Raw genomic sequence first — 12365 nt, forward strand, 5'->3', positions numbered from 1 at the left:
TTTTTTATCCTTAAAACAGAGAAATACGGTGAAAATTTCGCAAAATTTCACCGCACTTCTCTTTACGTCGTATTAATCTAAATGCGCTTCAAACGCAACTGTTTCACCATTTAACTTCTTTAACATTGATGCAGTAACTAACACTACCCCACCGCTACTTACTCTAAAGCGTTTGCTATCAAGTTCTAAATCAACACCAATTTGCATTCCGTCAGGAATCACCGAATGACGATCCACAATGCAACGTTTGAGTATGCAATTTTTGCCAATAGTAACTTGTGGCAACACCACACTATGATCGACGAGCGATCCCTCTTGCACCGTAACGCGATCAAACAGCACCGAATAGCTAATTGACGCATCGGTGATCACACAACCGCCCGAAATCAAGCAGTTATCGACGGGCTTAATGTCCGATTTACTATAAAAGAATTTTGATGGATAAGTTTGCGTTGGGTTACCGCGAATCGGCCAGCGTTGATCGTAAATATCCAACTGCGGATTTTCGGAGACTAAATCGATGTTGGATTGCCAAAAACTATCCAATGTTCCCACATCACGCCAGTAAATTTCGCCATCGGTGTTACGTCCCATACAAGAACGGCTAAATGGGTGGGCGTACAATGTGCCTTCTTCAAGGCATTTCGGTAAGATGTCTTTACCAAAATCGTGGGAGGTGTAAGGGGTGTTCACTTCACGCTCTAAAATATCGTAAAGATAATCGGCGTTAAATACATAAATTCCCATCGAAGCTAAGGATACGTTAGGTTTGCCTGCCATTGCTGGGGGATCTTTCGGTTTTTCCACAAAGGCTTTTACTTTAAGATTTTCGTCCACTGCCATTACACCAAATTCGCAGGCTTTTTCTCGCTCTACTTCAATACAGCCCACCGTACATTTTGCATTGCTAGAAACGTGATCGAGCAACATTTGGCTGTAATCTTGTTTGTAGATGTGATCGCCTGCCAAAATCAGAATGTATTTCGGGCAGTAATGATCGCGAATAATCGCCATATTTTGATACACTGCGTCCGCCGTGCCACGATACCAAGTGGAATCATCAATTTGCTGACGCGCTGGGAGCATATCAATGAACTCACCACGCTCTTGTGGCAAGAACGACCAGCCTTTTTGTAAATGGCGTAATAATGAATGTGCTGCATATTGGGTAACCACACCAATATGGTTTAGCCCTGAGTTAATACAGTTGGATAACGCAAAATCAATAATTCGTCTGTTGCCGCCAAAATAAAGTGCCGGTTTTGCGCGTTTATCTGTTAGCTCATAAAGTCTTGAACCACGTCCACCCGCAAGAATTAACACCAAGGTATCTTTCACAAGATCATATTTATTGGGTGATTTTGAAATACTGTTGCTCATTGCATTTTCCTCGCATTAATTTATTGATTGCTCAATAGTCATTTCCTTTTTTCGTGCAACATACGAATGCGAGATCATTTACAGCCCATCGATTTCCTTGCATTTGTACTGACGCACCACAATATACAACTTCCCATTTCCCTTCAGGCAACAAGAATGTTTGTAATTCTGCTTTTGCATTGATTAAAAGTAACCAGTCTTCATCTAACTGGATTTGCATTGCTTTGCTGTGCGGATTATGCCAATCCGCCACTGTCATTATTTCCCCTTGCACATTTCGCCATTGCACATTTTTTTCACTCCACCATTCATCGCGTTGTAAACTCGGTATCGCTTTTCTCAAGGCAATGAACTGTTTTGTAGCTTCAAATAAGTGCGGTTGAAATTTTTGCCAATTTAGCCAAGTGATTTCATTATCTTGGCAATAGGCGTTATTGTTGCCTTGTTGGCTATGTCCAAATTCATCGCCCGCTAACAGCATTGGCGTACCGTTGGCAAGCAACAAACTGCCAAGCAAACCGCAACAAGTTAAAAAGCGTTGATATTTCACGTCATCGGGAATATTTTCCACGCCCTCTATACCGTGGTTATAACTGTAATTTTCATTGCGACCATCACGATTATCTTCCCCATTCGCGAGATTATGCTTTTGGTTATAGCTGGTGAGATCGCACAGGGTAAAGCCATCGTGAGCGGTGATAAAATTAATCGAATGATGGGGTTTTCGCCCGCTGTGTTGATAAATTTCACTTGAACCTGCAAAGCGTTGAGCAAAACCACCCAGCTCCCCACTTTTCCATAACCAAAAACGACACAGATCATCACGAAAGCGATCGTTCCATTCGGCAAAATAAGGCGGGAAATTGCCCACTTGATAGCCCCCCTCGCCAATGTCCCAAGGTTCTGCAATAAATTTACAGTGCTGTAAACGTGGCTCTTGTGCAATTTCTGCAAACAGCTGTGCTTGTGGGTTAAAAGCTGGGGTTTCTCTGCCTAGCACTGTGGCGAGATCAAAACGGAAACCGTCAATATGACATTCTTCCACCCAATAAATTAAGCAATCCAACACCCAGCGGCGAGTAATATCATTGGCTAAATTTAAGGTATTGCCGCAGCCTGTGGCGTTTAGATATTCACCCTGCTCGTTTTGCCAATAGTAAGTCCGATCATCAATTCCACGCTGGCTAAAGGTTGGAAAATGTTTTTCTGATTCCATACTGTGGTTGAATACCACATCTAAAATCACTTCAATGCCCGCTTGGTGAAGTGCGCGAACCATTGTTTTAAATTCGCTTAATGGCGTTGTACCAGCTTGCCCCGACCAATATTCCGACTCCACCGCAAACATCGCTAAAGGGCTATATCCCCAATAATTAGCTAAGCCTTTTTCCTGTAAATGGGGTTCATCAAGGTGATAATTTATTGGCAAAATTTCCACCGCACTTATGCCGAGTTCTTTTAAATAGGCAATCATTGTGGGGTGCGCTAAACCCGCATAAGTGCCACGAATGGCTTCGGGTAAATCTTGGCGAAGCTGGGTGAAACCTTTGATGTGCAATTCATAAATCAAGGTTTCCGCCCAAGGGGTAGCAAGTGGTTTATCCCCTTGCCAATCAAAGTGTTCATCAACTAACACCGCTTTCGGGGCGAGGCTGGCGTTATCTCGACGATCGCTTAACAAAAACCATTCACACTTTTCCGTACTGCTTAAATCTGGCTTACCGATCACCGCTTTGGCATAAGGATCGAGCATTAATTTTTGCGGGTTGCACAACGTCCCCGCTTTGCCCTCAAGCCGAAAGCCGTATTCTGTGCCATAAGGCAAATCCCCTACCCACAAATGCCAAATATCCCCCGTTTGATACATTTCTAAAGGCAACTCTTGCCCATCAAAAAATAAGCATAATCTGACATTTTCCGCACAGGCAGAAAAAATCGCGAAGTTCCACCCGCCTCGCCTTGATGACTTCCCGTCTGCGGGCGACTAAAGGTACTTCCTAAGGGGTAAGGTTTGCCGATTGCCGTGTTGATCATTGCTTATCTTGCCTATTTTCTTTTATTTGTTCTTTGCCCTTTGGCAACTTTAACCCCTTTGTCTTTTGTGCTTTGAGGCTTGTGCGTTTTTTCCGCTTTTGCAGGTTTCTTCCATTTCAAATACAAGGTTGCCAGTGGCGGGATGGTGATGGAAATGGATTGGGCTTTATCGTGGCTCGCGATGGATTCACTCACCACCACGCCTTGATTACCTAAATTTGAGCCTTGATAAAATGCCGAATCAGAATTAAGAATTTCTTCATACTCCCCTGCTTCATTCACGCCAAAGCGATAATCATAACGTGGCACTGGCGTAAAGTTACTGATTACAATAATGCGCTCATCATCGCGGCTGCAACGCTCAAACACGAACACGGAATTTTGATAGTCGTCCACCACAAGCCAATTAAAGCCTGCAGGGTCATAATCCAACTCATATAAAGCGGGGTGCGTTTGATAAGTGCGGTTCAAATCTTGCACAAATTTTTGCACGCCTTTATGCCAGCCTCCGCCGATATTTTCATCGAGCAAGAACCAATCAAGGCTTTCTTGATAGTTCCATTCTCGCCCCTGAGCAAATTCATTACCCATAAAGAGCAATTTTTTCCCTGGATAGCCCCACATATAGCCATAATATGCCCGTAGGTTGGCAAATTTTTGCCACGCATCACCGGGCATTTTGCCGATAAGCGAGCCTTTGCCGTGTACCACTTCATCGTGCGAAAGAGGAAGCACGAAATTTTCGCTGTATTGATACATCATTCCAAAGGTCATTTGGCTGTGGTGATGTTGGCGATAAATGGGATCTTTTTGCATATAGGATAGCGTGTCGTTCATCCACCCCATATTCCATTTGAAGTGGAAACCTAGCCCGCCATCTTGCGGTGGGTGCGTAACGCCCGCAAAAGAAGTGGATTCTTCCGCAATGGTGATCGCCCCCGCATTTTCTGTTCCCAATACATAATTGGTGTGTTTTAAAAATTCGATCGCCTCTAAATTTTCCCGACCGCCATATTGATTTGGAATCCATTGTCCATCAGCACGGCTGTAATCACGGTAAATCATTGATGCCACCGCGTCCACACGCAAGCCGTCTAAACCAAAGCGTTCTAGCCAATATAACGCATTGCCAGATAAGAAGTTTTTAACTTCATAACGACCGTAGTTATAAATCAACGTGTTCCAATCTTGATGATAGCCCTCTTTCGGATCGGCATATTCATATAACGCCGTGCCGTCAAAGGCTGCCAAACCGTGGGTATCACTTGGGAAATGCCCTGGAACCCAATCTAAAATCACATTAATTCCCGCCTCGTGAGCTTTCTCGATTAAACGTTTAAAGCCCTCCGCCGTGCCGAAACGGCTAGTTGGGGAATAAAGCCCGATAGGTTGATAACCCCAAGAGCCGTCAAAAGGAAATTCTGACAACGGCAAAAATTCAATATGGGTGAAACCCATTTCTTTCACATAAGGGATCAGCTCATCAGCGATTTCATCGTAATCTAACCAAAAATTGTTCGCGAGATTTCGCCGCCAAGAGCCTAAATGCACTTCATAAATGGAAATCGGCTGATCAAACTGGTTGGCTTTGCGACGTTTTTCCGTCATTTCCACCACATTCGGCAATGGGCTAATTTGCGAAGCAGTATCAGGACGAAGCTGTGAGCTAAAGGCATAAGGGTCGGCTTTCAAACGGAGCTGATCGTTACAATCCAATAATTCAAATTTATACAATTGACCCAGTGCCACTTTAGGGATAAACAGCTCCCAAATACCACTTGAGGAATGAAAACGCATCGGGTGGCGGCGACCGTCCCAATAGTTGAAATCACCCACCACCGAAACCCGCTTCGCATTCGGTGCCCATAAGCGGAAATTCACACCTGATACGCCCTCGCATTGCATAAAGTGCGCACCTAAAATTTCATAAGGGCGTAAATGTGAGCCTTCCGCCAATAGCCAATTATCCAGCTCTTGAATCATTGGGTGAAAACGGTACGGATCTTCTACAATCTGTGGTTCATTACCCCAATAGACTTCTAATTGATAAGCAAAAAAACTGTGTGTGTTTGGAATGATACCCGCAAAAAAGCCACGTTCATCAAGGCAATCTAAGGGATAAACCTTGCTTGGATTGTCTTTATCCAGCACCTTAACCTGATTGGCATCAGGCAATAATACGCGAACTTCAATGCCCTTTTCTGTTTCGTGCATACCCAGCACAGAAAAGGGATCGGAATGCGTGCCGTTGAAAAAGGCATTAATGGCTTGTTGTGGAAGCAATGTATTCATATAAACCTCTTATCGCTGACGTGCTTGGTTAATTTCAGTTAAAAGTGCGGTGATATTTTTATCAGAAAAAATGTCCTCAATGGTTCGGGCTAATTTCATACGCCAATTTGGATATTCCATTGACGTGCCGGGCAGATTGAAGGAAATTTCCTGTTCAATTAAATTTTCCAGTTGAACGCCGATAAGCTTGGTTTGGCTTTCGGCTAAATAAAGGTGGATCACACGCATTAAATTTTGGTGCATTGCCATTGTGAGGGCATCGCCCCAGTAATCGTCAGGTAAATATTGATCGCGGTGCAAGCTGTTTAATAAGGCTTGTTTATCTAATAACCGCTGATCGTATTTTTGTTTTAGCCCCTCGCCTGCCAATATGCCGAGCTGAGCAAAATGGGCTAAATCACGGCAATGCCAAAAACTCGCGAGTGAGGGAACATCGTGCGTGCCGATAGTGGCAAAAGCATTTTGTGGAAAGGTCTTTTTATCAGGATAATGCAAACCCTGTTTTTCAAAATACAGCACAAAATAAGAAAAAATCTGAAATTCGTTCAATTTCCACCGCACTTCATCAGGCACAGTACCTAAATCCTCACCCACGATAAAGCATTGATTTCGTTGGCTTTCAATGGCTAAAATCGCCATTAATTCAGCAAAAGGATAATGCACATAAAGCCCATCGGCTGCGGTTTTTTCTGGCGGAATAAGCCATAAACGGAACAGCCCCATAATATGATCGATACGCAACACGCCAAAATGTTGCATATTGGCACGCAATAATTCAATAAACGGTTGGAAACCTCGAGCTTTCAACTCAGTCGGATTATAAGGCGGAATATTCCAATTTTGCCCCACGGGCCCTAAAGGATCGGGCGGTGCGCCGACAGAAGCCTGAATGCAATATAAATCAGGATCTGCCCACACATCGGCACTGCCCCTTGAGCTACTTACGGCTAAATCGCCATAAATACCTAAGCGCATTCCTTTCGCTTGGCATAAGGTTTGCAGATCATTAAGTTGTTCTTGCGCCAGCCATTGTAACCAGCAATAAAACATCACTTGGTCTTTATGCTGACGGATTAATTTATCCCGTTGTTTATCATTAAGCTGTTGATATTGTTGCCAACCCAGCCAACCAATTTGATCTTCTTGCTCAATGGCTTGATGGGAACTTTGGCAATCTAAGCATTCAAATAAGCCTTGATATAACAAGCCGTTGCCCTGTTGTTTAACAAAATCCGAAAAGGCTTTTTGTCGTTGTTGCATTTTTGCCGCACGGCTACGTTGGAAATAGGCATAAAGTTTCTCAAGTGCGGTGAATTTTAGCTGAGTTATTTCTGTATAATTCACTTGCTCCGCTTGACGTAACGCTGTGAGTTGCTGTTGAACATTATCTTGATTCAGCCAATTTTGCACAGATTTACACAATTTAAATTCAGGTAGCTGGTCAATGGCGAGGTAAAGCCAATTCAAATAGCGTCTTGATGCTGAACTATAAGGGCTTGCCCATTCAGGCACGGCAGAATACATTGCGTGTAACGGGTTAATGCCGATAAATTCCGCCCCATACAGCACGCCCTGTTCCACCAAATAAGCCAGATCAGCAAAATCCCCAATCCCCCAATTTCGTGCTGAACGTAAGCTATAAAGCTGAACATTCAAGCCCCACGCTTTTTGCTGTTGAAAAATTGCAGGTTGATAGGCGGTTTTCGGGCTAACCAAAAGGCGAACGTGGTAGTTTCTTTCGTGGCTGGAAAGCTGTAAAAGATAATAGCCAAAAGGCTTCGCAGGAAAAGAAAGTTGATGATTAGAAAAGGAAAGTGGTGTTACAGGCTGATGTTGTTCATTAAATAAGGTAACTTGAAGAATATGGCTGTCGAGATTTAACCGTGCAATATCATAAACAATGGTTTCTCCCTCCCGCGCCACAAAAACATCATCAAATTGCACCGCACTTTTATGCACTTTTATTTTCTTTTATTTTCTATATCCTCTGGATTTTCTCTCTGTAAGGAAAGCAACTCAATAAAATACGCCAAACTCTCTGGATTGGCATAAATCAAATTGCCGTCAATATCATAATGAGAAATGGCAATGCCTAATTTCTCAGCCTTTGCTTGAAGTGTTGCGCTAATATCCATATGCTTTTCCAACAACCATAAATACTGGAGAATTAACTTCATTCTACAAATCAATGAGTTAAAAGCAAACGGTTTCCTTTAAATTCGTGATCTCCGTCAAATAAAGATTTTTTCTTTTAAAGACAAAAAATTGCTAATTGACAGAGATATTGCCAATTTCTAGAATAATTAAATTTTTCAAGGAAAATTAAAGGATAAAAATGAACTGGTAATTTGTATGTACTAAAAAACTATGCGCAATTTAATGGGCGCGCAAGACGTAAAGAATTTTGGTGGTTTGTGGCGGTTGATTTTTTATTGTATGTAATTTTAGGTATGCTCGATTTTGTTTTACTTAATAACGATTTCGGATTTACTGGCGTTTATGGCCTTGCGACCTTAATCCCCTCTTTAGCGGTGAGAGTAAGACGATTACACGATACCGATCGCTCAGGCTGGTGGTTATTAATTGGCTTTATCCCTGTAATCGGTTTTATTGTGCTATTCATCTTTGCTTGTTTAGACGGAACACGGGGGGAGAAATCGTTTTGGCGAAGATCCTAAAAATCCCGTAAATGAGCAACTCACTCACGCTAAATTCACTATCTAAAAATATATAGAAATATATAGAAAAAGTGCGGTAAAAATTACCGCTCTTTTTATTCATCTTTATTCATCATCAATCACAAACTCAAACCAATCAATCACATCTTTTCGTGAATGCCGTTTTCAATAGGAATATGCGCGAGCTTTACGCTATTGGGATCGCCAGAAATTAACGGATGCCAATCAAACAGCGGTTTATTTTCATATAATAACCGATAGGCACAGGTAGCTGGCAGCCAATGGAAATCAGGCAAATTCTTTTGGTGAGCTTGGTACAATCTGGCTCAAGTTGAAACCGTTGCGCATAATTACCGCACTTCGCGCTGTCTAAATCAAGCAAATTGCAGGCAATGCGAGTGAAATACAGCTTTTTGCGCCGCCCACGGCCCTCAATAAATTTACGATAACAGCATTTGCCACAACCATCGCACAGGGCTTCCCATTCTGCTTCATTCATTTCTAACAGCGATTTATGCTGCCAAAAGTTTTTTTCTAATAGCATTGTTATTTGTTTTGTTGCTGATTTCTTAAAATTGTGTTGAATTATAACAATCCTCACGTTTTTTTCCTATGCAAGCCAATGTTAAACTGATAAAAATCCATCGACATTCATTGACTTTTCCCCCACTAGCCTATACTTTATAACCTTGATTTTTATATTAATAACAGGAGCGTTTATGCAATCTCGTTTAATCGTTGAAGACAGCCGTCAAGAATCGGTGTTGGCCACCAACAAGGTGTTACGCAACACTTATTTCTTATTGGCGTTAACCTTAACTTTTTCTGCGGTTGTTGCTTATGTGGCAATGACATTAAATGTTGCCCCATTACATTTTGGTGTGTTATTGGTGGGCTTTTATGGCTTATTATTTTTAAATAGCGCCTTAGAAAACAGTGCGTGGGGGATTCTTTCCACTTTCGCTTTAACTGGTTTTATTGGTTATTCTTTAGGGCCAGTATTAAATATGTATATTGGCGCAGGCTTAGGTGATTTAATCGCTCTTGCCCTTGGCGGCACCGCTGCGGTGTTCTTTGCCTGTTCTTTCTATGTCCTCAGCACGAAAAAAGATATGTCATTCCTTTCTGGTATGATGTTTACCTTGTTTATCGTGCTTGTGGTAGGAATGATCGCCAGCTTCTTCTTTAAAATGCCTGCATTCTATGTGGCGTTAAGCTCATTATTTATCGTGTTCTCTAGTATGGGCATTTTATATCAAACCAGCAGCATCATTCACGGCGGCGAAACTAACTATATTCGCGCAACAGTAAGCCTTTATGTGTCTATTTATAATATCTTTGTGAGTTTATTAAACTTGCTTGGTATTTTACGCAATGATTAATTATTGCTTTAATTGGTAAATTCAGCGCCCCTTTTTAGGGGCGTTTTTGTATAATTAAACAGATGAATAAGGAAACAACAATGCTCAATATTAACGATACGACTATTGAAACCGATAACGAAGGCTATTTGTTGGATTTAACACAATGGACGCCCGAAGTGGCACTAGCCATTGCAGAAAAAGAGGGGCTGAGCTTAACCGAAGCCCATTGGGAAGTGATTTATTTTGTGCGTGATTTTTATCAGGAATACAACACTTCACCAGCGATCAGAATGTTGGTGAAAGCAATGGCACAAAAACTAGGCGAAGATAAGGGTAACAGCCGTTATTTACAACGTTTATTCCCTGAAGGGCCAGCCAAGCAAGCCACAAAACTGGCAGGGTTACCAAAACCAGCAAAATGCCTATAATTTGAGAATCATTCGTATTTACTTGATGAGCTTTGTGTTTTATAATAGCGGAAAACGATTCATTAAAAGGAGAATTTATGTTGAAACAGTTCGCTACCATCGCGCTTTCTGCCGCAATGTTGTTTAGCCCCGCAAGCTATGCTAAATTCAAAGTGGTTACCACCTTTACCATTATTCAAGATATGGCGCAAAATATTGCTGGTGATGCCGCCAGCGTGGAATCCATCACCAAAGCAGGCGCAGAAATTCACGGCTATGAGCCAACGCCAAAAGATATCGTTAAAGCGCAGTCGGCAGATCTTGTGCTATGGAACGGGTTAAACTTAGAACGTTGGTTTGAGCGTTTTTTCCAAAATGTGCAAGATAAACCGGCGGTTGTGGTTACCTCAGGCATTCAGCCTATTTTTATTGCAGAAAATGGTGAGAAAAAAATCCCTAATCCCCACGCGTGGATGTCGCCAAGCAACGCATTAATTTATGTAGAAAATATCAAAAATGCTCTGATCAAATACGATCCACAAAATGCCGAAACTTACCGCCAAAATGCAGAAAATTACGCCAAAAAGATCCGCACTTTAGATAGCACACTTCGCCCTAAATTGGACAAAATTCCCCAAGCACAACGCTGGCTTGCCACTTCTGAAGGGGCATTTAGTTATTTAGCGCAAGATTATGGTTTTAATGAAGTTTATCTTTGGGCGGTGAATGCAGAACAACAAGGCACGCCACAGCAAGTGCGTAAAATGATTGATTTAATTCGCCAACATCAGATTCCGGTGATTTTCAGCGAAAGCACCATTTCGCCAAAGCCTGCGCAACAAGTGGCGAAAGAAAGCCAAATTCATTATGGCGGTGTACTTTATGTGGACTCCCTTTCCAACGCCAAAGGGCCAGTTCCCACCTATTTAGATTTGCTCAATACCACCATTTCCACCATTATTGAAGGATTTGAAAATGCCCAATAATCAGCCCACCATTGAAGTACAGGACGTAACTGTTCGTTATAACAACGGACATACCGCCATTCATAATGTGTCTTTTCAGCTACAAGGTGGCACAACCTGTGCTTTAGTGGGGGTGAATGGCAGTGGGAAATCCACTTTATTTAAAAGTTTAATGGGCTTGGTAAAACCGCAACAAGGGCAGGTGTTGCTGTGCGGTCAGCCGATTAAGAAGGCATTAAAGCAAAATTTAATCGCTTATGTGCCACAAAGTGAAGAAGTGGATTGGCAATTTCCCGTATCCGTTTACGATGTGGTAATGATGGGGCGTTATGGTTATATGAATTTTCTCAGAATTCCCACCGCACTTGATAAACAAGAAGTTCAGCTGGCAATGGAGCGCTTAAATATCGCGCATCTCGCACAGCGTCAAATTGGCGAGCTTTCTGGTGGGCAGAAAAAACGCGTTTTTCTGGCTCGTGCGCTGGCACAAAAAAGTAAAATTATTCTGCTTGATGAACCTTTCACCGGCGTTGATGTGCAAACGGAAGCAGCGATTATGGACTTGCTTGCCAACTTGCGTGAAGAAGGTTATTTAATTTTAGTTTCTACCCATAATTTAGGCGCAGTGCCAGATTATTGTGATCAAGTGATTATGATTAACCGCACCGTGCTTGCTCAGGGTAGCACCGCCACCACCTTTACTCAGCAAAATTTAGAGCAAGTATTCGGTGGCGTGCTGCGTAACGTGAAACTGAGTGGGCGTGATTTGCACGATGATGAAGACGAGCGCACCGTAACGGTGCTTACCGATGATGAACTGCCTGCTGTATTTTACGGACAAACGAAAAACGATCCGCCTGCGCCAATCGTGCGTGATTGTAATCTGGAAGATTGCCCCTGTCGCACTGACAAAGAGAACAGCCAATGATCGCCTTATTATTAGAACCTTTCCAGTATGATTATATGATTAACGCCTTTGTGTTAAGCGCAATGGTGGGCGGCATTTGTGCTTTTTTATCCGCTTATTTAATGCTGAAAGGCTGGTCATTGATTGGCGATGCGCTTTCTCATTCGGTTGTTCCTGGTGTTGCCATCGCCTATGCCTTTTCTTTTCCTTATGTGATTGGCGCATTTTTTTCAGGAATTTTAGCCGCACTTTCTATTCTCTGGGTGAAATCCTTGTCCAATTTACGTCAAGATGCGGTGATCGGTTTTATTTTTACCACCTTTTTTGCCCTCGGGTTA

7 protein-coding genes and 4 pseudogenes are annotated in these 12365 nt (G+C 42.5%); 6 read left to right on the top strand and 5 right to left on the bottom strand.

Features of this window, described 5'->3' with window-relative positions:
- Positions 1-72: 72 nt before the first annotated feature.
- The 4 genes and pseudogenes from glgC to malQ all read right to left on the bottom strand — a co-directional run bounded on the left by glgC (position 73) and on the right by malQ (position 7841).
- Positions 73-1380 carry a glucose-1-phosphate adenylyltransferase gene (glgC, locus tag C3Z13_RS10835; protein WP_103855921.1) on the bottom strand — a complete coding sequence of 436 codons (1308 nt, stop codon included), beginning with the start codon at positions 1378-1380 and terminating at the stop codon, positions 73-75.
- 31 nt (positions 1381-1411) lie between these two features.
- Positions 1412-3414 (bottom strand): annotated as a pseudogene (gene glgX, locus C3Z13_RS10840) (glycogen debranching protein GlgX).
- A 12-nt stretch (positions 3415-3426) separates the two neighbouring features.
- Positions 3427-5706, bottom strand: a complete 2280-nt coding sequence (gene glgB, locus C3Z13_RS10845; protein WP_103855923.1) for a 1,4-alpha-glucan branching protein GlgB — start codon at positions 5704-5706, stop codon at positions 3427-3429.
- A gap of 9 nt (positions 5707-5715) precedes the next feature.
- Positions 5716-7841 (bottom strand): annotated as a pseudogene (gene malQ / locus C3Z13_RS10850) (4-alpha-glucanotransferase).
- A 200-nt stretch (positions 7842-8041) separates the two neighbouring features.
- Between malQ and C3Z13_RS10855 the strand changes: the two are divergent.
- Positions 8042-8430 (top strand): annotated as a pseudogene (locus C3Z13_RS10855) (DUF805 domain-containing protein).
- Positions 8431-8489: 59 nt separating this feature from the next.
- Here the strand turns inward: C3Z13_RS10855 and C3Z13_RS10860 are convergent.
- Positions 8490-8928: pseudogene (locus tag C3Z13_RS10860) on the bottom strand (YcgN family cysteine cluster protein).
- 175 nt (positions 8929-9103) lie between these two features.
- On the opposite strand from C3Z13_RS10860, the gene C3Z13_RS10865 reads away from it, so the two are divergent.
- The 5 genes from C3Z13_RS10865 to C3Z13_RS10885 form a co-directional block, all read left to right on the top strand.
- On the top strand, positions 9104-9766 hold the full coding sequence (locus C3Z13_RS10865) for a Bax inhibitor-1/YccA family protein (protein ID WP_103852869.1): 663 nt from the start codon (positions 9104-9106) through the stop codon (positions 9764-9766).
- 80 nt (positions 9767-9846) lie between these two features.
- Positions 9847-10176, top strand: a complete 330-nt coding sequence (locus C3Z13_RS10870) for a TusE/DsrC/DsvC family sulfur relay protein (protein ID WP_103855924.1) — start codon at positions 9847-9849, stop codon at positions 10174-10176.
- A gap of 77 nt (positions 10177-10253) precedes the next feature.
- Positions 10254-11141 (top strand): metal ABC transporter substrate-binding protein, encoded by an 888-nt coding sequence (locus C3Z13_RS10875; protein ID WP_103855925.1) that lies wholly within the window; start codon positions 10254-10256, stop codon positions 11139-11141.
- Entirely contained in the window at positions 11131-12048 is a 918-nt protein-coding gene (locus C3Z13_RS10880; RefSeq protein WP_103855926.1) for an ATP-binding cassette domain-containing protein, read from the top strand. Before C3Z13_RS10875 ends, C3Z13_RS10880 begins: the two co-directional genes overlap by 11 nt.
- On the top strand, positions 12045-12365 hold a 321-nt coding region (locus C3Z13_RS10885), incomplete at its 3' end, for a metal ABC transporter permease (RefSeq protein ID WP_146256898.1). The genes C3Z13_RS10880 and C3Z13_RS10885, both read left to right, overlap by 4 nt.

Origin of the sequence: Avibacterium endocarditidis (assembly GCF_002921145.1) — a bacterium.
Lineage (GTDB): Bacteria > Pseudomonadota > Gammaproteobacteria > Enterobacterales > Pasteurellaceae > Avibacterium > Avibacterium endocarditidis.

What these genes read in the sequence shown, in the direction of transcription:
- glgC (WP_103855921.1), bottom strand. Translation starts at nt 1,380, where the DNA reads ATGAGCAACAGTATTTCAAAATCACCCAATAAATATGATCTTGTGAAA.
- glgB (WP_103855923.1), bottom strand. Translation starts at nt 5,706, where the DNA reads ATGAATACATTGCTTCCACAACAAGCCATTAATGCCTTTTTCAACGGC.
- C3Z13_RS10865 (WP_103852869.1), top strand. Translation starts at nt 9,104, where the DNA reads ATGCAATCTCGTTTAATCGTTGAAGACAGCCGTCAAGAATCGGTGTTG.
- C3Z13_RS10870 (WP_103855924.1), top strand. Translation starts at nt 9,847, where the DNA reads ATGCTCAATATTAACGATACGACTATTGAAACCGATAACGAAGGCTAT.
- C3Z13_RS10875 (WP_103855925.1), top strand. Translation starts at nt 10,254, where the DNA reads ATGTTGAAACAGTTCGCTACCATCGCGCTTTCTGCCGCAATGTTGTTT.
- C3Z13_RS10880 (WP_103855926.1), top strand. Translation starts at nt 11,131, where the DNA reads ATGCCCAATAATCAGCCCACCATTGAAGTACAGGACGTAACTGTTCGT.